This window comes from Pseudomonas sp. LLC-1 (assembly GCF_002992185.1).
In the GTDB taxonomy this organism is placed as follows: Bacteria; Pseudomonadota; Gammaproteobacteria; order Pseudomonadales; family Pseudomonadaceae; genus Aquipseudomonas; species Aquipseudomonas monteilii.
The window spans coordinates 64282-88336 of the sequence record NZ_LUVY01000018.1 but is presented as its reverse complement, the minus strand read 5'-3'; the positions used below and the strand labels follow the sequence as shown (position 1 = coordinate 88336).

General features: G+C 59.6%; 16 protein-coding genes. 12 read left to right on the top strand and 4 right to left on the bottom strand.

Features of this window, described 5'->3' with window-relative positions; translation table 11 throughout:
- Positions 1–755: 755 nt before the first annotated feature.
- Genes A0O30_RS20345 through A0O30_RS27725 form a run of 4 tightly spaced genes read left to right on the top strand, consistent with a single transcriptional unit; the run spans position 756 to position 8092 of the window.
- Positions 756–2786, top strand: a complete 2031-nt coding sequence (locus A0O30_RS20345) for a M28 family metallopeptidase (protein WP_218274923.1) — start codon at positions 756–758, stop codon at positions 2784–2786.
- Between the two features lie 25 nt (positions 2787–2811).
- The gene (locus A0O30_RS20340) at positions 2812–4857 is read left to right on the top strand and encodes a M36 family metallopeptidase (RefSeq protein WP_105947735.1); all 2046 of its coding nucleotides are present in this window, start codon (positions 2812–2814) and stop codon (positions 4855–4857) included.
- Positions 4858–4860: 3 nt separating this feature from the next.
- Positions 4861–7077, top strand: coding sequence for a pyridoxal-dependent decarboxylase (locus A0O30_RS20335; RefSeq protein ID WP_105947734.1), 2217 nt, complete (start codon positions 4861–4863; stop codon positions 7075–7077).
- A 13-nt stretch (positions 7078–7090) separates the two neighbouring features.
- Complete coding sequence (locus A0O30_RS27725; protein WP_146256320.1) at positions 7091–8092, top strand: hypothetical protein; 1002 nt, start codon at positions 7091–7093, stop codon at positions 8090–8092.
- 177 nt (positions 8093–8269) lie between these two features.
- On the opposite strand, the gene A0O30_RS20320 is transcribed toward A0O30_RS27725, so the two are convergent.
- Complete coding sequence (locus A0O30_RS20320) at positions 8270–9106, bottom strand: hypothetical protein (RefSeq protein ID WP_105947731.1); 837 nt, start codon at positions 9104–9106, stop codon at positions 8270–8272.
- Positions 9107–9774: 668 nt separating this feature from the next.
- A complete protein-coding gene (locus tag A0O30_RS20310; protein ID WP_105947729.1) occupies positions 9775–10716 on the bottom strand; it encodes a LysR family transcriptional regulator in 942 nt (313 codons plus the stop codon).
- Positions 10717–10922: 206 nt separating this feature from the next.
- Between A0O30_RS20310 and A0O30_RS20305 the strand changes: the two genes are divergently transcribed.
- The 3 genes from A0O30_RS20305 (at position 10923) to A0O30_RS20290 (ending at position 15193) form a co-directional block, all read left to right on the top strand.
- Positions 10923–11945: a zinc-dependent alcohol dehydrogenase family protein gene (locus tag A0O30_RS20305; RefSeq protein WP_105947728.1), complete on the top strand. Its 1023-nt coding sequence runs from the start codon at positions 10923–10925 to the stop codon at positions 11943–11945.
- 516 nt (positions 11946–12461) lie between these two features.
- Complete coding sequence (locus A0O30_RS20295; protein WP_105947727.1) at positions 12462–13841, top strand: hypothetical protein; 1380 nt, start codon at positions 12462–12464, stop codon at positions 13839–13841.
- Positions 13841–15193: a GntR family transcriptional regulator gene (locus A0O30_RS20290; protein ID WP_105947726.1), complete on the top strand. Its 1353-nt coding sequence runs from the start codon at positions 13841–13843 to the stop codon at positions 15191–15193. The genes A0O30_RS20295 and A0O30_RS20290 overlap by 1 nt, the downstream gene beginning before the upstream one ends.
- A 64-nt stretch (positions 15194–15257) precedes the next feature.
- On the opposite strand, the gene A0O30_RS20285 is transcribed toward A0O30_RS20290, so the two are convergent.
- Complete coding sequence (locus tag A0O30_RS20285) at positions 15258–16559, bottom strand: MFS transporter (RefSeq protein ID WP_105947725.1); 1302 nt, start codon at positions 16557–16559, stop codon at positions 15258–15260.
- 66 nt (positions 16560–16625) lie between these two features.
- Positions 16626–17939, bottom strand: a complete 1314-nt coding sequence (locus A0O30_RS20280; RefSeq protein ID WP_105947724.1) for an L-fuconate dehydratase — start codon at positions 17937–17939, stop codon at positions 16626–16628.
- Between the two features lie 101 nt (positions 17940–18040).
- Here A0O30_RS20280 and A0O30_RS20275 point away from each other — a divergent pair, with 101 nt between their 5' ends.
- From A0O30_RS20275 to A0O30_RS20255, 5 genes are all read left to right on the top strand, one after another.
- Positions 18041–18988, top strand: coding sequence for a LysR family transcriptional regulator (locus A0O30_RS20275; protein WP_105947723.1), 948 nt, complete (start codon positions 18041–18043; stop codon positions 18986–18988).
- A gap of 28 nt (positions 18989–19016) precedes the next feature.
- Positions 19017–19970, top strand: coding sequence for a LysR family transcriptional regulator (locus tag A0O30_RS20270; RefSeq protein WP_105947722.1), 954 nt, complete (start codon positions 19017–19019; stop codon positions 19968–19970).
- A 185-nt stretch (positions 19971–20155) separates the two neighbouring features.
- Positions 20156–21697 (top strand): UxaA family hydrolase, encoded by a 1542-nt coding sequence (locus A0O30_RS20265; protein WP_105947721.1) that lies wholly within the window; start codon positions 20156–20158, stop codon positions 21695–21697.
- 35 nt (positions 21698–21732) lie between these two features.
- The gene (locus tag A0O30_RS20260; RefSeq protein WP_105947720.1) at positions 21733–22791 is read left to right on the top strand and encodes an Ldh family oxidoreductase; all 1059 of its coding nucleotides are present in this window, start codon (positions 21733–21735) and stop codon (positions 22789–22791) included.
- Positions 22788–24032, top strand: coding sequence for a fumarylacetoacetate hydrolase family protein (locus A0O30_RS20255; protein ID WP_371921632.1), 1245 nt, complete (start codon positions 22788–22790; stop codon positions 24030–24032). The genes A0O30_RS20260 and A0O30_RS20255 overlap by 4 nt, the downstream gene beginning before the upstream one ends.
- Positions 24033–24055: the final 23 nt, after the last annotated feature.

The window sequence follows — 24055 nt, the reverse complement described above, 5'->3', positions numbered from 1 at the left end:
CAGGACAACGGGAGGTCCAGTTGCCAGTTGGTGGAGAACAGAACCAGTGCATCACGTAAGTTCATTGTTCGTTTACCTTCCCACCGAGTACCTCTACATCAAAAAGCCGGTGGTGGGATCCACTGACCCTAAGAGGACGAACCTGACGCAAACATGGTGCGCCTTGAGGCAGATGACCATGATCTTGATCATGTATAGCACCGTCATTTGGAAATACAAATCAAAGCGATGGTGGTGCGTGCTATGCGTGATTTTTGAAACTCCCGGAATACTGGTTATAAAAATTATCTCGATGCTTAGCCTGGTCTCGCCAAGCTTGAAAAGCAGGGGCTATTTATGGGTTGCAATTTTAGATGTCCTTGCTAATTAAATTTAGACCGCTTTCTAATATTGTTTATTTTGTTTTCATCTAAAAGATTAACATCTCTACGTCCTGGAAGGGGAAGGTTGTAAGCTAGAATTAGTTATGGTTGTCATCAGTGTTTTGAGTCTGTTAATCGCTGGAACGTTGCTGCTGGGGTAGCCTAACTTGACGTGAGCAGATTGGAGGCACTATCGCCGATGGCACGTTCATCCGTGCGCCTAGTTGAACCAGGAGCAGGGTTGGCTAGCGCGATCCAGAGAGGACGCTCCAGCGTTATCTGCATTGACATCGAACACATTGCGCCCCCCTGTATTTAGCTTGCACCTAAAGGGACCTGTGCTATACCCCAAAGGTGTGTCCAATGTAACGCTGAGCGCATCCATGATTATGGATGTTCAGAGTATTCCTTGGTCAGTTTATTTGTGGGTTGGGCTGGACTGTTAAATTTTTGAGTCACACGGTGAGTATAGGTTCAGCTTCACGGAGAGAGATCGATATGGCGATTCTTTTTTTCGATATTGGAGCAACCATCGCCGACGTAAAAGTCGATGCTGAGGGATCGTTTACCTTCATTTCTCGAGCACGCATCTTTGAGGTACTCGATGGACTCGCAGATGTGCGCCGCAAAGGCGTAATTTCCAATGTCGGAGTGGGGGATGCGGTTTGCGAGCGTGCAACGGCTGCTCTTGCAGAGAAATTTGGGGCCTACTTCGACGACCCACTGCTTGTTCACTGGGGTTCAAAGAACAATCCAAATATTTTTGAAGACGCTGTCGCGAGCACAAACGCCGCTGCGGCCGAATGCGTTTTCATAGGCGAGAGTCCCGATGAGCGAATGCTCGCGCGTGAAGCAGGGTTACGTACTGCCCCGCACCCTGTTTTTGCGCGTGCTGCAGTTGAAAATCGTCTTGTGTTCTGGCTGCGGATTGACATCTCGGAGGGCCGTAGCCTTGCCGAACTTGAGGTGATAGCCAATGCCAATGAGGTGGTGCCTGTGCACGTCCCATCGGCACGTCTCGTATTGGCGATGGCGACCGCATATGGTGTAAGTGCGCTAGAGCAACATGGTTTCACGGTCGATCTAAGAAGTACCGTTGAAGATACCTCGGCCTATCTGATACGTGATGACCGAGTGGTTATTGCGTCTGCGCCTTCCTTCGACGCCGGTCTAAAAGACCAAGCTGCCAAGGCGCGCATACACGCGGAGGCTACGTTTGCCTACATCTCTAACGAATTGGAGGGGTTTACCGCAACGGTCACATCGCTGGGCCCGGGGCCTGGTGGAGTATACGTCGCCGTCGCAGCTGGCACGCCTATTGAAGAGTTGCATATTCCGGGCGCGAAGCACGGACATACCGAGCGACTGCTGCCAGACCCCGCGCTGTTGTCGCGCCCCGGTGAGGCCCAGGCTTTGGAATTAGTCAATGGATTTGCGCCAGGCGAGCCTTCCGATATGACGCTCGAAGCGGTGAGGATGTCGATCACCTCTGCGGTGATCCGCGCACATGTTGCACGTCTTTCAGGTGCTGACCCACTCGAGTACGGTAAGCCGTACAGGGTACGCAGTCGTGACGTCGGTAGCGAGGACAATATGCTTGTCGTCGACGCACTCGTCAGGCGATTCCGTGAACTAGGCTTGGCCGTGCAACATCAGGAGTTTTCATTCCGTGGCAAGCGTCTCGCGAACGTAGAGGCCGAGTACTCCGTCATCGACTCGGATACTGTTGTACTGATCACTGCGCATCTCGACTCGACTGCGGCCGAAGGTGAGTATTTCGATTCGAACGGAGTTCCCCGTCGCTACGATCCGGCGATAGACCCCGCCCCCGGTGCCGATGATGACGCAAGTGGCGTAGCTGCAGTCCTGGCTGCAGCCGAGTGTCTGAGTATGATCCTTAACGCCGGGCGCAAGCCGGCACGCACGATACGCTTTGTCCTATTCAATGCTGAGGAGCAGGGCTTGGTCGGCAGCAAGGTGTACGCGCGTGCGGCGGCTGGGGCCGGTGACCGGATTGCTGCCGTGCTGCAGATGGACATGATTGGAGGCTACCAAGGCGGGGCGCACAAGGTCGAAATTCATGCGGGCTCGGCCATCGAAGGTGCAGTGGTCAGGGCCTCGAACATGCTTGGTGACATTGTCGCGGTGTCGGTCAAAGCGTTAGCTCCGAGCTTCGAGATCGAGAGGATTACAGGTCCGGCGGACCCAGCGGCTGGCCGCAGCGACCATGCGAGCTTTCACGAACGCGGATGGGCAGCCGTGGCCGTTTCTGAAAATTTTTTTGCCGACACAGCACCAGCCAGCGGTTCCCGGCAGTACCACCGCCCAGGCGACACTCTAAACGACTTGGACCACAACACTGACTACGCCGCCGAGATCGCGCGTGCTGTTGCGACGACTGCCCTGACGCTCGTAGGCCTTTGACCCATTTTCACCGAAGGAATGCGTAATGAGCCAGACGATAGTTGACAAACGAAGCCTTCATTACGACCGTCTGAATGCAACGGGAGGTTCTGATCGCTTTCTCAACACTTTGGAAGCTGTCTCGGGAGATGTAGGACATACCGTCAAGGCGGGTCCAGAACCCGGAAACGTCAATATTTTTACCGGTCACCTCAATGATCTACGGCCTGAGCGCGCTGTCTCGCCTTTTCCGGCTTCTCGGCTCATCACAAATGGGGAGTTGATTGCAAACGCCAAAAGCTATCTTCGCTCCGTTTCAAGCTCGATCGGGTTTGAGCTGGGGGTGCCTGTAGAGTTTGAGGCGGACCCAAAGGTCCCGACGACCTCTGAAAGGATGCGTATCGTGAGTCTCCAGCAGACGCTTAATGGAATTGAGATATGGGGCATGGAGCCGAAGGTGTGGTTCAAGCCAGACGGCGCCGTAGATCGTGTTTCAGGTGACACGCTGTCGCTTGAGTCGAGCCTGCCAACCGAGGCGGCAGTCGAACCGGAAGTCGCATTACTGGTTGCTGCCACCGAGGCGGCAAAAACAAGAACCAAAACCGACGATCTGGGACAAACATCCAACCTACCACCGCTCGATCTCTCTCAGTGGACACCCGTCCGGATGGGCCAAAGCCCCCGCGCCTCGAAGACAACGGCCTTTGACAACGGACCGTTTGAGGACATCGCGGCTGCTTCGCTTTGCTACCTCCCCATGGGTGACCATACCAGGCTTACTTGGCGCTTCGTGATCGCCCGTGAATTCCACCTTGCCCAATACCTGATTTTCGTCGCGGCCGACGCGAAGGCGGATCCCAATGACCCCGAGATCCTCTATGCACGGGATCTAACCAGCGAGGCGATCGGTGGCAAGGTCTTCATGCATAACCCAGATGAAGGGCAGTTTACGCGAGTTAACTTTCCGCTTGCTGCCGAGGTCTACCCGATTCCCAGCCACTCAGTTGGCGACCTTATTGATTTCCCGCTTCCTTGGACTGAAGTCCTTAACGGGAGTATCACGACTGAGGGCAACAATGTGCGCGCCCAAAACGGCGCAACCCGACTGCCGTTGAAAATTATCGCCAACGGAGACGGGGGTGAATTCGACGAGGCCGTCGACACGCCAAGCCAGTACATCACGAATATTTTCTTCTTCTGCAATTACATGCATGACTTCTTTCTGCTGCTCGGCTTCACGGAGGAGTCTGGGAACTTTCAGGCCACCAACGTCATGAGTAAGGGTAAAGGTGGGGACCCCGTTCTCGCCTTCGCACATCCACAGGCGGTCTACGGCACGGCCAACATGGCAACGCGCGCCGATGGAATGTTTGCGGTGATGAACATGGGAATAGTTGTGGCTACGGGACGCCACACGGCAAATGATGCAGATGTTGTGTTCCACGAGTTCGTCCATGGCGTTACTAATCGTCTGGTAGGTGGATTGCGTGACGCCATGGGACTAAGCGAGGACCAATCCGTTGCGATGGGGGAGGGCTGGGGCGACTTCTTCGCTCTGACAATCATCAACTTCGCACGGCAAGATGAACGCGTTGTGACTGGGAGCTATGTGACGAAAAGAGAGCAGGGGATCCGACAGCGACCCTACGACACAAATTATCCTGGCACCTTCGGTGACATCGGTAAGGGTGAAGGAGAGGTGTCAGGCCCTGGCAATGACAATCTCAGCTACCAGGAAGTCCACGCCGTCGGCGAAATTTGGTGCGCGGCCTTGATGCAACTGACCCGTGTTATTGTCATTGCCCTCGGCAACAAGCCGCGCGGCTACCAAGTCACATGGCAAGCGGTCGTCGACGGTCTCAAGCTGACGCCGAAGAATCCCTCATTCCTTGTCGCACGCAATGCAATTCTCCGTTCCTTCGCGGCAATGAAAGGCAGTCGTTTGTCCCCGGTCGAATACGAAAACGTTCAACATGCGGCTTGGCAAGCCTTCGCGAGGTTTGGGATGGGCTTCGATGCCAGTTGCCCAAACGCGAGCTTCGTCGGGTGTCGGGGGGGAATCCAACTGCCCCCGGACGGGTGGGAGGACTAAGCGATGCCAGGCACCGAAGGTACACCCAGTCTGCGGATTTTATCGGGTCGCGGCGTCGAAGAGTTCCGATCGTTTGCTATGTTCGCCGGAAAGGGCAGTCGCGCGGTCGAGGCTTGGTTCCTCGGGCCGCGCGGCGAGAACGCCGAGTTGTTTGAGCGCCTGGTTGTCGAAGCCGTGCGCGACCAAGTCTATTGGCGCCGGAACTTTCATCCTGAGGATCCATCCCACATCACCGAGGCGATCAAGCGATCACCGGAATATCTTGACGGCCTCAGTTGTCTTGAAGAGGGATACTCCGGTCTGCTCGCGTTCCTCAAGAAGTCGGTGCCATTTTTCTCTATGCGTTACCAGGGACACATGAACTGGGAGACAACGCTCCCCGGCATCCTCGGCTACTTTGCTGCGATGCTCTACAACCCAAATAACGTCGCATTCGAAGGGTCAACAGCGACGACAATTCTAGAAGGGCTAGTAGGGGACGATCTGTGCCGTATGCTCGGCTATAAAGTTCCGGGGCCCGATGGCGGTGTTCCTGGGGACCTCATGCCTCCTTGGGGCCATATCACCTGTGATGGTACGGTAGCCAACATTGAAGCGGTCTGGGCAGCGCGCAACCTTAAGTTCTATCCACTGGCACTGCGCGCTGCGCTGGCTGAGGATGGGCGTCTGGCTTCCGCCCGCCAAAAACTGACAGTCACCCCGGCCGGATGCGAGACGCCATTACCGCTACTTAGCCTTGACGATTGGCAGGTGCTCAACCTTAACGTGGACGAAATACTTGGTCTGCCGAGCGCCGTCGCAACTGCCCTGGAGTTAGACGAACTTGAGGGTACGCGACTCGTCTCGGACGCAGTGGCTCCCTACTCGTTACAGACGCTCGGCTACCAAGGGTTTAGCGAAAGACTGGCCATTGGCATTAAGAGTCCGGTTATCTTTGTTCCAGGCACCAAGCATTACTCGTTCTCCAAAGCGGCCGCGCTTGTTGGTATTGGCTCGGCTCATTTATCTGATGTGTGCGTCGATGCCGACGCGCGCCTTGATGTCGCCGACTTACGAGCGAAACTAGTCAAGTTCTCAAACGAACGGCGCCCCGTGCTAATGGTCGTCGCGGTCCTCGGATCAACCGAGGAGAGCTCGGTCGACCCGCTTGCTGCAGTGCTCGCCTTGCGCGACGAACTCCGAATGTCGCATGGTATTGACTTCTCCGTGCATGTTGACGGCGCCTTTGGTGGATACCATGCGTCGGTCGAGCGCTCGGACTTCGACATGCCTACGCCCGCCGCAAGTTTCGATATGGGGGCACCGCTACAGCACTCGGGGCTTTCCGATTACTGCAAGGTACAATATAGCGTGCTCGGTCAAGCAGACTCAATCACCGTGGACCCGCACAAGTCGGGGTACATCCCGTATCCGGCAGGAGCGCTTTGCTACCGTAATTCTCGCATGCGTAGCCTAGTTACTTTTTCCGCGCCAGTTGTCTATCACGGCGAGGCGGAGCCGACGGTCGGTATCTACGGCGTTGAGGGGTCGAAGCCGGGCGCCGCAGTTTCAGCGGTATATCTCAGTCATCGCGTGATTCGACCTTCGAAAAGTGGGTATGGACTCATTATTGGTCGAGCGCTCTACAGTTGTAAGCGGCTATACGCTCGCCTGCTTGAGATCGGTCGTGACGACTTGTTCTACGCTGTACCGTTGCCACGTCTGCCGGCCTCGCTTCCCGGGGAGGATGAGCGGGCGAAAACAGCATACTTATTACAGCACCTGAGTCGTCCGAGTGGCCCCCCCCCTGATGACTTTGACAACCATCTACGTACGGTTGGTCCAGACCTGAACATCCTGGCTTACGCGTTCAACTTTCGACTCCCATCGGGCGAGCCGAACACAAGTTTACATCTTGCCAACCTCTTCAACGAAGCGATGTACCACGAGCTCAGCCTTAAGCCTTTCGAGGACATCTATGGCCAAGATATGATCGTGAGTACGACCAACTTCGAACGCAAAGCTTATGGCCAAGCCTTTTTCGATGACTATACAGCTCGACTCGGTACAAGTGATGTGTTGGGAATCGACCACATTACTGTCCTTCGATCGGTCGTAATGGACCCTTGGGTCACGGAGACTGGCGTTGACGTCGCAACGACAGACTTCCTGGACACCCTCGAGACTGCGCTCAGGCGAGCAGCGACGGCCGCATACGGTTTGCTAAACCGGACAACCTAATTGGGGGGCTGACATGCCTTCGAACCGCAAGTTTGCTCTCTATTTCCCTTGGGACAAACTAGATGAGGCTAGTAGGCCACTTGATGAGCTCAATAATCGTTTTCCTGCGCTTTACGAGGTGCGTCGTGTTGCTTGGCCAATGCTGCAACACCTAAAAGGCGGCGACCAAGGTATCGCCGGATTCCTCGACCGTGTCGTGCTAAGCGATTTCACCGTATTTCTGCAGGTCGTCGCAGAGGAGACTGGCGTCGAGCCAACGGTCATCGCTGGTCGCGAGCTTGATGGAACAGTCCATTCCCTTCGTGAGGTGCTCGCCGGCAATCCGCACACAATCGTTATTGTAAGCATCGACCACTTCAGAGCCCAGCGTTTGCCGAGCACGGAGGACATCGCAGTGCTCCGTGCTTTCCTGGCGTGCCCAGAGAAGATGCTTATTGTTTGTCCGCATCACTGCGTTGGCGGCGAGGAGCGCGACGAAGTTGAATGCTACGAGGGCGAGACCTTGCGGCGGCAAGTGGAGGAGCATCGGCACCATGCTGACTCGCTTGTGCCCGGCATACAGCGGCTCGGTGGGTACGCGCGTTCATTACTAAACGCGTTGGAACTTCCCGTCGAGAACCTCTATGGACTGCGACCGGCTGTCGGTCCAGATGGGCAGCCAGCGTCGCTTGAGGTGGCTAGGGAGCTCGATTTGGAGCGGTTCCTCGGTGGCGGTCGGAGCCTCGCGGTGGAAAACTTCAATGCGCACCCGCATTTGCCGCACCTTCAGCCAGTCGGCCGTGGTGTAGCGGCGTATCGTGTGCTTGCACGCCAGCTCATAAGCCTCGAGGCCGACCCTCATCCCTTTGTCACCGAAGGCAATACGCATTTCAATGCGTTGCTATGGGCGCCGCCGTTTGGCAAGCGTCGCGGGCACGTTCTGGTCTGCGACGCAACGATATGGAGCGCCGCGTTCATGGGGGTCGATAGTCTTATGAAGTTCTGGCGTAACCTTGCCGCCAGGCCTGTAATTTAACAGATTACTGCACGCTCTTCCTTGAAAGGCTGTGGCGTGAAAAAACGTCCGAAGTCTATTCGTAGGTGAGGTCGACCTGACAATTTTATTGCAACTGCTGGCTGTACGATTTTATCTTGAGCGTTGACCCTCGCCCTTTGCTCGCTGCGTCCCCGGAAGGCGTTAAACCAATCTAGATCAATTATCTTTTAGCCAGATCTCCAGACGATTGGCCGGAAGATTGGGGTATGCCATTTCCAAGCTGATAATTTTGAAATTCATACTAAATTTATCGTTCAATTCTTTAGCTAGTCGACTCGCCAGTGTTTTCTGAGCGTCCTTGTAGATACGGATCTGGTCGTATTTAGGTACATTAGATACGCCTTCTTTTCCGGGTGCACTCGCCCCTATTTCATCGCTGGCAATGAAACTTCGTATCTTCTCGGCATTATCCTTGCTTGAGGGGTTGTCTGAGCTATATTGTATGTAAACTGTCAGGCCGTAGAAACCTTCAGCGTTGGCTGCTTGAATTTGACTGCTCGGAGTTGTTTTTTCAAGTGAGCTATAGGATGTGTCTCGTAGCGGCTTGTCTCCTGTAACACTAGCGGTTTGCTCTGAACTCCCAATTTCAGTTCGGCAAACTCGGGCAAATTCTTGGCTGGCCGAGATCGCCAATTCGTTATAAGACTCCCTTATGCCTTCAGCAAATATCTCAAACTTTCGACAGTTTCTCTTGTCGTTAAATTTATCCCAGCTCTCGGTATAAAGCTTTAGAGCTTCAAATTGAGCATGCTGCCTACTCTCTTGTTTTTCCTGGTCGATTTTATTCCATAGTTGGTAAGTTGTGACTGATACTGCTGCGATGCCGATGATAGCTGATACGGTTGTTGCGCATGCAGATATTTGCTCTAGAGGGCTTCTCTTTTTCGTGGCTGACCTTGCGGCAAGATTAAAGTTTGCCCAGTCTTTGTGGCTATCAAAATCAGCTGGCTTGTCTTTCAGTAACTCTCTTATTTTCTCGTTTTCCTGGTTCATCGCTGGAAACCTAGAGAGTGGTGTTTTCACGTTTTTTGGTTGACATGCAAAGGGTGCTCTGAATCACCAAGCGACGAGTGCCGCGCGTGCAGGGTAACAGTTGATATGATAGCCCTGCAGTAAATTAGATTTATAATATTTCGGGGGGAATATTTTTATAGTTATTTCAATTTGGTATTAATTGAGTTGCAATATAGATTCGTCGCTTGGTCAGGTTAGGCGCTCGCCCATGTTACTATGGCGTCTGGCCTTAAGCTCTGTACGAAAAGAGATGTCGCAAACACTGCATGGAACAAACCTGAGAGACCTTAGCTGCATGACTAGACGCTCATGGCATCCAATGACCTGAGGCTTGACGTTTTCCAGGGGTCTGTTTGCTTTCGGGTCTTTATCGGGATTCTATTCGGCAGTATGCTGGTAAGCTCTAGCATCGACTGTATCGGTTGTGATCCAATGCTCAGTGTTCCTATCTGTTTTTTAGTCATCGCTACAGTGCTGCATTTTCTCGAATTGGCTGACGAAGTTAAGCTCAGCTATCGGAGCGACCAGGCATGCCGGCGATGACAACAGCGTTTTTAGTGGAGTTTGTCTCGGGTCGATAGCGGCAACTCACGGGATCGGCAGACTTTAACGCAAGTTACCTCTCATGAAGCAAGTGAGTCAAAGGCTCATGATGTAGAAAGATTCTCGGGCGTGTCAAAAATGTCAGCGCTTCCGAAAAACATCTGGATCCTCGACCGTAACCACCGCTCCGCCGGGTCGTTATCCTGCGCTCCACGCCAAGCCATGTGCAGCTCGAAACTGCGCACGGGTATCGGCAAGTCCTCGGCACGCAAACCACCCGCCGCCGTCAGTGCATCGGCCGTGTAGTCCGGCACCGTTGCCACGATATCCGTGCCTGCCAGCAAGCTCCCCAGCCCGTTGAACTGCGGCACCGCCAGCACCACATGGCGCTTGCGACCAATTTCTTCCAACGCTTCGTCGATAAACCCGGAAAGGTCCCCGGCAAACGACACCAGCGCATGCGGGCGCGCACAGAAGTCGTCCAGGGTGATGCTGCCGGGCACGCTGTCGGCCCGCAGCAGTTTCGGCATGCTGCGGCGCAGTACTTTGCGCTTGGCGTTGGCCGGCAGTTCGCTGGTGTAGCTGACGCCCACCGAAATCTCGCCCGAAGCCAGCAACGTAGGCATCAGCAGGTAATTGACCCGCCGCACCACCAGCACGATACCAGGCGCTTCTGCGCGAATGCGCTTGAGCAACTGTGGCAGCAGGGCGAACTCGGCGTCGTCCGACAGGCCGATGCGGAAGACGGCATTGCTGGTGGCGGGGTCGAATTCGGCCGCGCGGCTGACCGCCGTGGAAATGGAGTCCAGCGCCGGCGACAGTAGGGCGAAGATCTCGTGGGCCCGCGCCGAGGGCTCCATGCTGCGCCCGGTGCGCACGAACAGCGGGTCGTCGAACAGGTTGCGCAGGCGCGACAGAGCCGCGCTGATGGCCGGTTGGCCGAGGAACAGTTTTTCCGCGGCACGGGTCACGCTGCGCTCGTGCATCAGCGTTTCGAACACGATCAGCAGGTTGAGGTCTACGCGACGCAGGTCGTTTCGATTCATCGGTGCGCTTCGCCTAAAGTGGGGCAGGGGTGAATCTTAAGGCCAAAGGCTGTTACCCTGCACGGGTTTAGGGGGACCAATTGCAGGGAAAGTGAGGTGCCCAATCGATGACAAGCATGTCGACTATTAATGACCGCTGATGGTCTAACCGGTAAAGCCCGGATAGAGTCAGTGGTAATTAGAGGTTCACAAAGGCGAGGTATGCGATGTCCCGCATGATCCGTTTCCACAAGTTCGGCGCTGCCGATGTGCTCCGTTGCGAGGAGCAGGCCGAACCGTCACCCGCTGCCGACGAGGTTCAGATCCGCGTCCAGGCGGTTGGCGTCAGCTGGTATGACGTGCTTTGGCGCCAGAACCTGGCGCCGTCCCAGGCACGCCTGCCTGCGGGGATCGGCCACGAAATGGCCGGGGTGGTGACGGCGGTCGGTGAAGGGGTAGAAGACATTGCCGTCGGTGATCGGGTTGCCAGCTTCCCGGCTACCAGTGCCAACGACCACCCGGTGTATGGTGATGTCATCGTGCTGCCGCGTTCAGCCATTACCCGCTATCCGGATGTACTCACCCCGATCGAGGCCAGCGTGCATTATACGCCGCTGCTGATCGCCTATTTCGCCTACGTCGACCTGGCGCGGGCCAAGGCCGGGCAGACTGCGCTGGTCACCGATGCCAGCCATTGCGCCGGCCCTGCCTTCGTGCAGCTGGGCAAGGCATTGGGGCTGAAAGTGTTTGCGGCCACCAAGGAAGCGGAGCAGCGTGAGTACCTGCTGGGCCTGGGCGCCGACAAAGTGATTGTCACCGAAGAGCAGGACTTGCTGCTGCAGGTTGGCAAGTATACCGATGGCCGCGGCGTGGACATGGTTCTCGATGGCATGGGCGGCCCGCAGATGTCGCTGCTGGGCGACGTGCTGGCACCGCGTGGCAGCCTGGTGCTGTATGGCCTGCAAGGCGGCAATCAAACGCCGTTCCCGGCGTGCGCGGCTTTCCAGAAGAACATCCAGTTCTATGTGCATTGCATTGGCAACTTCACCGGCAAGCCAGAACTTGGCATCAGCCAGGACCAGGTGGCCTTGCAGCGCGCCTTGCGCGACATCAACCAGTTCACCGCCGACCAGTTGCTGACACCGCAGATCATCAAGGTGTATCCGTTCGAGCAGGTGGTAGAGGCGCATCGCTACATGGACCAATGCCCGTGCGGCGGGCGGGTGGTGCTGGACATGGCACAACACTGACGGTTGCATGCGTTACTGGAAAACCCGGGCGAGTCCCGGGTTTTTTTGTGTCTGCGGGATGGGGTTGAAACATTAAAAATAGGAACGTTCCTACAATTGAATGTGACAAGTACTACATCTAAGTGGGGTGGTTTTTAATTGTCGGAAATATTCCGCCAAATAATCTGGCTTGAACGCATTCGCCATGCGCTTCAATGTGCGTTCGTACTTCTGGTGAATGGTTTTTTTGCCGCAATCTGTATCTTCAATTCGCTCTGCATCCCTCGATAATGGCCCGGTAGTAGTTTGCGCAAGGAGCGTGAAATGAGCATGGCTATGCCCAGGCCAGGGCAATGTGCGTTAGCGATAGGTCATCGTGGCGGAGGGCTTTTCTCGATGGCTTGGCGACAGTGAAGGGTTACGTCATTACTTCTATTCGATTGTAGGAAATTTCTTCTGGGTAAGTTTGGCGCAGGTTCAAGCTCAATACAGTGGGCTCGGCATGTGTCGGCTGAATGAAGTGGGTGAGGTGATTTCGTGACAGCTATTCACGACCAGGCAATGCATTACGTCTACGAACAAGTGCTCGAACGCTTGTTGAGCCACATGTCACAGGCGCAGCGTGCTTCCCTGCAGTTGCTGATACAGCGGCTGCTGGTTGCGGCGGGCGGGCTCGAGTACATCGGTACCTTCCGCTTGCAGGTGTTGCAGGGCGGCGATCGCCACAGTGCCAGGCTGTTGGCGATGCTGCGTGCCGCACAATTGAGTATTGCCCTGCGTGCGCCGGTAACCTTCCAGCTGCGGGTGCTGGTGGTCAGCTTGCCGGTTGCGGACAGCGCCAGGCTGGACGCGCATGAGCGCAGCTTCAGCGCACTGTTCATGCAGGATGACCCGCGGGTGCAGCTGCAGATGATCGAGGGTGGCGCAGTGGTGCCGTTTCGCCGCCAGCCCTCGGCCAGGCCCGAGCGTTGGGCACTGGCGAAAGACGCCTTGTTGATGTTCGGCCACTTGGTCGACGCGAGGCCTGAAGCCTTGCTGGGTAGCCGTCTGCACCTGGAGCTGGCGGGGGCCATAGGCTTTGCGTTGCAGGCACAGGCACCTGCCGATGCATTGGTCACCGCCATACCCGGTGCCCAGCGGCGCCGATACCTGGCATGGGCCCGGCGTAGCCTGCGCCTGTCCGGCGAGCGCGGCCCGTATGCGATGCACCAGTGCCTGGCGGTGCTGGCCCAAGGTCTGGGCCGGTTGCATGGGGTTGTCGGGGGCGCCCCCACTAGCCAGCCGGCATTGGGCGACGCAGCAGAAAGGGAGATGGTGCGGCTGATTGCCCTCGATGACCTGCTACCGTACGTGGTCGAAGCACAGCCGCTTGATAGCATGCTGGGTTGTAGCATCGAGAACGCCCCGGATGCCTGGCCACTGTCGGCATTCGTCGATCCGCAAGCCGCGGCACAGTTGCATGAACTGCGTGCACGCAGCCTGGATCCTCAGTCCAGCCGCCCCGCGTTGCGCCTGGCCGGGCAGTCGGGCGGTAGCAAGCAACACGAAATGCATCAGTCGCAACTCGGCAAAACCTACGGCATCAATCAGACGCAGCTGGTGTGCTTGCTATTCAGCCCTTTTGCCCGGCAAGGGAAGAACCTCGAACGTTTCCTGCAATGCCGGCATGCCGACATGTTGGTGGCGTTGCCGTATCTACACCGGGCGTTGCAGGGCAAACCCTGCCCAGATGCGGTGAAAGCCTGGCTGGTGAACACCAGTGGCCTGCCGCTGGTGCAGTTGCGGGCGATTTATAGCGGGCAATTGCCGCTGACCGCCTGGCGCCTGCTGAACAACCTGGCCCGCCGCGACGTGCACTTGAGGTTGATGCCTCGGCAGGCGTCGGGGCTGAGGCGCGGTTTTGCGGGGTTGTCCTGATGGGGCGAGTGGCCCCCGGCGAGTTCGCGTATCGCCAGGTATATCGCTACCTGGAAGCCTTGATCGATCAGGCGGCAAGCGGTGGCCCATGCCGCTTGCCGTCACTGCGCACACTGTCGAGACGGCTGCGGGTGTCGTTGGCAACCGTGCAGAGCGCCTACAGCCTGCTGGAAGAGGAGGGCCGCGTACGCTGCTTGCCGAGGTCGGGTTATTACGTACAACACGCCGGCAAAGTGCAAGCGGTGACCACGCCCTGCCTGCCACCCCCCGTGCAACCGCTGCTGGAGCGTGCCCTGTTTGGCCACGAACGGCGTTTCGCCCGCCAGCGTGATCGCAGCGCCGAGCCTTGGGGGGCACTTGGCAGCACCCGCCTGCGCAGTGCGTTGGCAGAACGCTATACCCGTTCTTCCAGCCAGTACTGGTGTCGCGATGATGTGCAACTGGCGCCTGATGTGCCGGCGTTGCTGGAGACGCTGCTGGCGGCGCTGGCCTTGCAGGGCGGTACCGTGCTGGTGCATTCGCCCTGTTGCCGGCAAGTGCTGCGCGCCCTGACGCGTGCAGGCATGCGTGTGCTGGAGGTGCCACCGGATGCCCGGGGTAATCCGGACCTGCACACTCTGGCCACGCTGCTGGGGAGCGAGCCTGTAAAGATGCTGGTCATGCCATCGTGCCTGGGCATGCCGCAAGGGCGGCTGGTTTCACCGTACTATCAGCAACAGCTTGGCCTGTTGCTAGGCCAACACCCTGTTTGGCTGCTGGAAAACGACCTGGACAGTGAGCTCTGTTACAACGGGCCCCCCAAAAAGCGCCTGCGTGACTGGGTCGACCCGCACAGGCTGCTGGTGATGGGCACGTTCGAGCCTGCGGTAGGGGCCGAAGCACCGTATGCCTATTTGTTGAGCAAAGACGCCGTGCTGGCCAAGGCATTCGTCGAACGTGCGTTTCGGCTTGCGCCACTGCGTCTGCAAGCGCTTGCGCACATGCTCGGCAAGGGGGAAATGGACGTACAACTGGTACACCTGCGCACAGACCTGCAAAGGCGCACTCACGGCCTGGCGCATGTGCTTGAGCTGCAATTTGGCCAACAGGTGAGGTTTGAGATGCCGCAAGGTGGGCACATGCTGTGGGTTTGCTTTCGCCAGCCGCTGGTATGGGAGCGTGTTGCCGCAGCTTTGGCAGGTTCAGCGTTGCATGCGCTGCCGGGCGCGCAGTTCTGCGTGCAGGGGCGTTACCCGCAATACCTGGCGTTGATGTGGCCGGGCGGGCTGCCGGACGACCTGCACCAAGCGGCGGAGCGTTTGGCGCAAGCGCTGGAGCAAGGCTGTCGGCGCCGTGCCCGCTTCTCACATTGAAATCGAAGTGCCTGCAAGTGCAGCACAGGGCTGCGCTTGCAGGCGGTGCAAGCGTGCGTGTTGCTCAGTGTTGTTCCTGCCCTTGGCGCAGGCGGGTGCTGACCAGTGCCGCCACTACCAGCAACGCAGCAATGATCCACAAACCATTGCGGGTGCTGCCGGTGGTCTGCTCGATGAGCCCCATTACCGAAGGCCCGACGAAGCCGCCAAACAGGCCACAGGTGGTAACGAAGGCCAGGCCGGCCGCCAGCGCATTGCCGCTCAGGCGGCTGGAGGGGAAGACGAAGATGATCGATTGCACCACGAACAGCATCAGCGCCGTCAGGGAGAACCCGATCAGGCCAAGGAACGAGTTGGCCAGCGAGGCCAGCAGCAGCCCGGTCGCCATGGTCAGCAGGCCGAAGAACAGCAAGGTGCGGCAGCGGCGTGGTGAGGTGGCCAGGCGTGGGAACGTGGCGGCGCCGATGGCGGCGGCAACCCAAGGTACCGCGGTCAGCAGGCCAACCTGGAAAGGCGATAGCGCAGCGTATGTGCCGATGATGCCCGGCAAGAAGAAAATCACCGTGTAGATGGTGATCTGGTGCACGAAGTACACCACGATCGCCAGCCAGATCTGCCGGTCGCGGAACATCTGCCCCAACTTGCTTTGCTGTGGCGCACCAGCCCGCTCCGCAGCCAGGCGGCGTTCGATATCCTTGGCATCGGCAGCCGACAGCCAGGGCGCCGATGCGGGGCCGTCCGGCAGCTTCTTCCACACCACGAAGGCCAAGGCCACGGCGGGCAGGCCCTCGAGCACGAACAGCCATTGCCAGCCATGCCAGCCAAGTACGCCGTCCATTTCCAGCAGGGCACCGCCCAGTGGCCCGCTAAGGATATTGGCCAGGCACACGCCCAGCAGGAAATACCCCGTGGCACGGGCGCGCTGTTCGCGGTCGAACCAGTAGGTCAGGTACAACATGACACCCGGGAACAGGCCCGCTTCGGCTACGCCCAGCAACAGGCGCATGATGTAGAACGAGGTTTCACCCTGGACGAAGGCCATGCCCGCCGAAAGCAGACCCCACGTAATCATGATGCGGGTGATCCAGAAGCGCGCGCCCACCCGATGCATGATCAGGTTGCTGGGCACTTCGGCCAGCGCATAGGTGAGGAAGAACAGGCCGGCACCCAGGCCGTACGCCGCTGCCGACAGGCCCAGGTCGATGCCCATGCTGGCTTTCGCCAGGGCGATGTTGGTGCGGTCAAGAAAGCTCATCACATAGACGACGATGAGCAGTGGCATCAATTTGCGCAACAGCAGGCCGTTCAGGCGCTGCTCAGTGGTGGCGGCAGGGGCCGAAGCCGCTGCACGGGTGAGGGTTGTCATTGTTTTTTTCCCCGTGAAATGTGCTGGTGACGTGCCGCGTAACCGCGACACGCCAAGGTCTGTGGGTCAGGAGCGGTTGATGTCGAGCCACACGGCGCCGTTGGGGTACTGGTAGCGCTCCAGGGTTTCGGCGTGCATTTCGATGCTGTAGCCCGGGCGTTGTGGCGGCATGTAGCGCCCGCGGCGGATCACCACCGGGTCGATGAAGTGCTCGTGCAGGTGGTCGACGTACTCCAGCACCCGGTTGTGCAGCGAGGCAGACACTGCGATGTAGTCGAACAGGGCGATGTTCTGCACATATTCGCACAGCCCGACGCCACCACCGTGCGGGCACACCGGTACGTCGTACTTGGCCGCCATCAGCAGCACGATCAGCACCTCGTTCAGGCCGCCCAGGCGGGCAGCGTCCAGCTGGCAGAAGTCCAGCGCACCGGCTTGGAACATTTGCTTGAACATGACGCGGTTGTGGCAATGTTCACCGGTAGCCACGCCAATTGGCGCGATGCGTTGGCGAATGGTGGCGTGGCCGAGAATGTCGTCCGGGCTGGTCGGCTCTTCGATCCACAGCGGTTCGAAGGCGGCCAGGCGGCGCATGTTGGTGATCGACTCCTCGACCCCCCACACTTGGTTGGCATCCATCATCAGGGTGCGCTCCCAGCCGATTTCGTCGCGCAGGATACTGGCGCGGCGGATGTCTTCTTCCAGGTCGGCACCGATCTTCTGCTTGATGTGGGTCCAGCCATCTTCCACGGCCTCGCGGGCCAGTTTGCGCATTTTCTCTTCGCTGTAGCCCAACCAGCCTGGCGCGGTGGTGTAGCCGGGGTAGCCTTCACGCAGCATCTGTGCCTCGCGCTGGGCTTTGCCTGGCGCCTGGCGTCGCAGCAGGGCAATGGCTTCTTCGGGGGTGAGCACGTCGGTGACATAGCTGAAGTCCAGGCAGCGCACCAGCTGCTCCGGTGTCATGTCGGCCAGCAGTTTCCATACGGGCTTGCCTTCGTGCTTGGCCCACAGGTCCCACACGGCGTTGATGATGGCGGCCGTGGCCAGGTGGATCACGCCCTTTTCCGGGCCCAGCCAGCGCAGTTGACTGTCGCTGACGGTAAAGCGGTGCCAGAAGCCGCCCATGTCGGCGGTGATTTCATCGAGGGTGAGGCCAACGATCAAGGGCGCCAGTGACTGCACCGCGGCCGCGCATATCTCGTTGCCGCGGCCGATGGTGAACGTCAGGCCGTGGCCTTCGAGGGCCTCGGCGTCGGTGTGCAGCACCACATAGGCCGCAGAATAGTCGGGGGCGCTGTTCATGGCGTCTGAGCCATCCAGCGACAGTGAAGTGGGGAAACGGATGTCGCGTACGCTGAGGTGGGTAATACGAATGCTCATGGTCGGCTCTTGTTCTGTTCAAGCACTGGGAGCGCTGACTGTAGGTTGTCGAGCGATACAGGCATAATCGCCAAATCTTAACCAGCGATACCGGATTCGATATGTCTCGCTTGCTGCCCGATAACGCCCAGGCGCCTGCCAGCCTTGGCGCACTGAAAATCTCCAGCCGGCAGATCACGCTGCTCAATGCCTTGGGCGAGTTTGGCAACCTGCGCCGCGCTGCGGCAGCGATGCACACCACGCAACCGGCGGCCAGCCTGTTGCTGCAGCAACTGGAGGAGCGTCTTGGCGTACGTTTGTTCGAGCGTTTGCCAAGGGGCATGCAAGCAACGCTGTACGGCGAGGTAATGATCCGCTACGCACAGAACGCGTTGCATGAGTTCGAACATGCCCAGGCGCAAATCGCCGAGCTGGCGCGCGGGGCCTTGGGCCTGGTGCGGGTGGGTAGCGTCATGGGGCCGGTGCCGGGCGTGCTGACCAAGGCGATACTGGCTTACAAGCACGACCACCCCAAGGTACGCATCGCCCTGGAAGTGGGTACCAGCGATACCTTGCTGCCCGCCTTGCTGCGCGGTGACTTCGACATGGTGGTGGGGCGCCTGCCAGACCAGAGCGACAGCCAGGCGCTGAACATCGAGCTGTTCGAAGGCGGTGAGCAGATGCGCGTGATTGCCCGCGCAGGCCACCCCTTGGCCAGCGCCACCGGGTTGCAGCTGGCCGACCTGGTGAGCCTGACCTGGATCCTGCATCCCATCGGCAGCCCGATGCGCCGCCGTGTCGAAAGCGCACTGCAGGCCGGCGGCATGGTGCAGTCGCTGGACATCGTCGAAACCGCCTCGATCCTGGCGACCACGGCCATGCTTGAAGCCTCTGAAATGATTGCGGTGGTGCCCAACGACGTGGCCGAGCATTATGCCCGCTATGGCATGGTCGCCATCCTGCCGGTGGAACTGCCGCTGGCCATGGCCAACCTCGGTGTACTCACCTTGCGTTCACGGCCCCACTCGGTTGCCCTCGATACCTTGCTGCGCTACTTGCGGGCGCAATGACCTTCACCCTGCATGAGGCCCTGCGTCTATGCCGCCGGACATGACCCATTCCAGCTTTTGCAATTGGATTCGCTACAAGCACCTGGTGCTGATCGATACCCTGGCGCGCACGCGCAACATGCACGCAACCGCCACCCGCATGAACCTTAGCCAGCCGGCCCTGAGCAAGATGCTGCGCGACCTTGAGGAGCAGTTCGGCTTTGCCCTGTTCGAGCGCCTGCCGCGCAGCATGCCACCTACCGAACTGGGCGAATACGTAGTGCGTTACGCACAGGGTGCGCTGGCCGAGTCGCAGCAGTTCGTCGACCAGGTCAACCGCCTGCGCAACGGCGGGCACGGCTTTATTCGGGTTGGCGGTATCTTTGCCGCGACTGCATTGGTTCTGCCGCAGGCCATCGCCGCCATCAAGGCGCGCAGCCCGTTACTGTCGATTGAGGTGGTGGAGCACTCCAGCGATCACCTGCTGGCCATGCTTGAGCAGAACAAGCTGGACATCATGATCGGCCGCTTTACTGAGGAGCGCTTCAGCCAGCTGTTCGACTTCCAGCCCCTGGAGCCCGAACCTTTCAGCCTGGTAGTGAACAGCGAGCACCCGCTCAACCAGCTCGACAGCACACCCCTTGAAGCGCTAGGCGACTGGCCGTGGGTGCTGTACCCGGTCGGTACGCCGATCCGCAACCGCCTGGAGCAAGCGTTCCGGGTGGCCGGTATTGCCACGCCTGCCGACAGCGTCGAGACCATCTCCATGCCGATGTTCCTGCAGCTGCTGCAATCGGCACCGATGATTGCCATGTTGCCGCGCTCGATGGTTGCCGCACAGCTGGCCAGCGGGCAATTCAAGGAGCTGCGCAGCCCCTTGCATGTACCTGCGCTGGAGTATGGCGTGGTCACCCGTAAGGATGAACCGCTGAGCGCTTCGGCCCGGGCGTTTGTCGAGATCCTGCTGGAGGGCGCACAGCGTCGCAGGGCCGTGCAGAGGTAGCCCCGGGGGCCGTGTGGCGCCGCCCTCATGGCCTCTCAGGTGATTGATGATCAGGTGCTGAAATCCGCTTGCGATAACGCCAGGTTATCGCTTGATCGGATCATCTCATTGGGAATGCCACGCAAGGCTTCTTAAAGTGGCCACAGCCATAACAAGAAGTCAGCCGCACCGCCCTGAGAGGTCCCATGCAACTGATTGCCAAATCCGGTGACCCTGCCGTCATCCGCTTAAACCCGCTGGACAATGTACTGATCGCCCGTCAGCCGCTGCCGCAAGGCCTGCGCCTGGAGGCCGAGGCGATTACCGTGCGCCAGCCTATCCCCTCGGGCCACAAGCTCGCCACGGTTCGTGTGGAGCAGGGCCAGCCGCTGCGCCGGTATGGCCAGATCATCGGTTTTGCATCGCAGGCCATCGACGCCGGCGACCATGTGCATGTGCATAACGTCCAGATGGGTGATTTTGCCCGCGACTATGCCTTCGGTGTCGACACCCGCAGCCTGCCGGGCAGCGCAGCGCAGTTCCAGGGCATCGTGCGCGCCGATGGCCGGGTCGCCACCCGCAACTACATCGGTATTCTCACATCGGTGAACTGCTCGGCAACGGTGGCCCGGGCGGTGGCCGACCATTTCCGCCGCGACATCCACCCCGAAGCGCTTGCCGACTACCCGAACATCGACGGTGTGGTGGCCCTGACCCACGGTGCCGGCTGCGCCGTGGACCCCAGCGGCGAAGCCCTTGGCCTGCTGCGCCGAACCCTGGCCGGGTACGCCGTGCATCCCAACTTCGCTGCCGTGCTGATCATCGGCCTGGGCTGCGAAACCAACCAGATCGAAAGCCTGCTGGAAACCCAGGGCCTGCAGGCCAGCGCACAGTTGCGTGCCTTCACGATCCAGGGCATCGGTGGCACCTCGAAAACCATCGCGGCGGGCATCGAGCAGGTTCGCAGCCTGCTGGCCGAGGCCAACCAGGTGAGGCGCCAACCGGTCAGCGCACAGCATCTGGTAGTCGGCCTGCAATGCGGCGGCTCCGATGGCTACTCGGGGATTACCGCCAACCCCGCACTGGGCAATGCGGTTGACCGCTTGGTGGCGGCCGGTGGTACCGCGATCCTTTCCGAAACCCCGGAAATCTACGGCGCCGAGCACTTGCTGACGCGCCGCGCGGTCAGCCGTGAGGTGGGGGAGAAGCTGGTGGCGCGCATTCGCTGGTGGGAAGACTACTGCCAGCGCATGAACGCCGAACTGAACAACAACCCTTCGGCCGGTAACAAGGCAGGCGGGCTGACCACCATCCTCGAAAAATCCCTCGGTGCGGTGGCCAAGGCGGGTTCCAGCAACCTGGTCGACGTGTATCAGTATGCCGAAGCCGTGCGCGCACAAGGCCTGGTGTTCATGGACACCCCCGGCTACGACCCGGTCTCGGCCACCGGCCAGGTGGCTGGCGGGGCCAACCTGATCGCGTTCACTACCGGTCGAGGCTCGGCATACGGCTGTGCCCCGGCGCCGTCGATCAAGTTGGCCACCAACAACCGGGTGTTCGAGCACCAGCAAGAAGACATGGACGTCAATTGCGGTGGCATTGCCGATGGCTCCACCAGCATCGAGGAGCGGGGTGCGTACATCTTCGAGCAGATGCTGCGCATTGCCTCCGGGGCGCGCAGCAAAAGCGAACAGCACGGCTATGGGCAGAACGAATTCGTGCCCTGGCAGATTGGCGCCGTGACCTGATCGTCCGCTCCCGTCCCTTTTTTGAGGCAACCGTAATGACTCAAATCACACGTTACAACGTGCAAGCGCTCACCGCCTTTGTCGAGCAACTGTTCGTAAAGGCCGGTGCCGATAGCGAAGTCGCCCAGGTGGTCACCCGGGTGCTGCTCGAAGGCGAACTGCTTGGGCACCGTACCCATGGCCTGAACCTGGTCAGCCGTTACATCGATGGCATGCTCAGCGGGCAGGTCAAGGCCCGCGCACAGGCGCTGGAGCAGGTGTCGGACAGTGGTATTTCCAGCGTGTTCGATGGCCACTATGTACTGGGGCCGTACTGCGTCAGCCGTGCACTGGACTGCGCAGCCAAAGGTGCGGCGGCGCAGGGCATCGGTATCGCCGTGGTGCGCCGGGCTTCGCACATAGGTTGCCTGGCCGCCTACCTGAAGCCCTATACCGACCAAGGCCTGGTGGCCATGGTCTACTCGTCGGACCCGTCTGTGGCGCTGGTCTGCGCCCATGGCGGCATCGACCCCGTATACACCCCCAACCCGATTGCTGCCGGTATACCGACCCAGGGCGAGCCGATACTGCTGGACGTCAGCATGTCCACGGTCACCCTCGGGTTGGTGGGCCAATGCCGCGATGCCGGCAGCCGCCTGCCGCACCCGGTGCTGGTGAGCAACGACGGGCAACTGAGTGACGACCCGCGCGATTTCTTCACCACCCCGCCAGGCAGCATCCTGCCTTTGGGGGGGCAGGCCTTTGGTCACAAAGGCTTCGCCTTGGCGCTGCTGGTCGAAGCCCTGACCTCGGGCCTGGCCGGTCATGGACGCAAGGACGAACCCACCCAGTGGGGCGCCTCGGCCACTGCCGTGGTCATTGACCCGCGCTTCTTCGGCGGCCTGGAGGCGTTCATCCACGAAACCAGCTTCCTTGGCAGCCTGATCCTGGCAAGCCGCCCGCTCGATCCCGAGCGCCCGGTACGCCTGCCCGGGCAGGCCGGCCTTGCCCTGCGTCGTCAGGCACTGGCGCAGGGCGTGAGCCTGTCGCCACAGTTGATGGCCGACCTCGACCGCCTGGCCGGGCTGCTGGAACTGCCGACATTTTCCCAATGATGCACAGTAAGGGTACACAGATGACTGATGATCGATCGAACACCCATCAACCGCTACCGCTAAGTTGTGATGCCAGCGTGTTCGACAGTGGCAGTTGGGTAGGGCGCGTCTGGTTGCCGGAACAGGGGCCGGCGGTGGTGCGGGTGAAGGCTGGCGCCGTCTACGATATCAGCACCCATGTGGCGACGGTCTCGGCGCTGCTTGAAGTGGATGACCCGGCCGCTTACCTGCGTGCCTTGCCGTTGGCCGAGCCGCTCATTGCGCTACCGGCGTTGCTGGCCAACAGCGACCCCGCCCGGCGCGACCCGCGCCAGCCATGGCTGTTGGCACCCATCGACCTGCAGGCGGTGAAGGCCGCTGGTGTGACCTTTGCCACCAGCCTGCTGGAGCGTGTGGTTGAAGAGCAGGCCAAGGGCGACCCGGCCAAGGCCGATGCGATCCGTGACACCTTGGCCAGCCGCATTGGCGCCGACCTTTCGCAGATCGTGCCGGGTTCAGCCCAGGCCGAAGCGCTGCGCAAGGTGCTGGTGGAGCAGGGCCTGTGGTCGCAATACCTGGAAGTGGGCATTGGCCCGGATGCCGAAGTGTTCACCAAGGCCCAGCCGCTGTCGGCGGTTGGCCATGGCGCGGACATCGGCATCCACCCCAAGTCCAGCTGGAACAACCCGGAGCCGGAAGTGGTGCTGGCGGTGTCGAGCGATGGCAGTATCAAGGGCGCCATGCTCGGCAACGACGTCAACCTGCGCGACTTTGAAGGGCGTAGTGCCTTGCTGCTGTCCAAAGCCAAGGACAACAACGCCTCCACTGCATTGGGGCCGCTGCTGCGGCTGTTTGACGAAAGCTTCGGGCTGGACGACGTCCGCGCTGCCGACGTGGACCTGCGGGTCGAAGGTGAAGACGGTTTCGTCCTGTCGGGGCGCAGCTCCATGCGCCAGATCAGCCGCGACCCGCAAGACCTGGTGCAGCAGACGCTTAACGAAAACCATCAATACCCAGACGGCCTGGTGCTGTTCCTTGGCACCCTGTTCGCGCCCAAGCAGGACCGCGACCAGCCGGGTAACGGCTTTACCCACAAGCCGGGCGATGTGGTGAGCATCAGCAACCCGCAACTGGGTACCCTGTGCAACCGCGTGACCACCAGCGACCTGGCCCCGCAATGGGCGTTCGGCCTGCGCGCGCTGATCGACAACCTCGGCCGGCGTGGCCTGCTGGAGGTTGCAGCCACTGCACGCAGGCCCTGAACGACACGCTGCGCCAGGGAGGG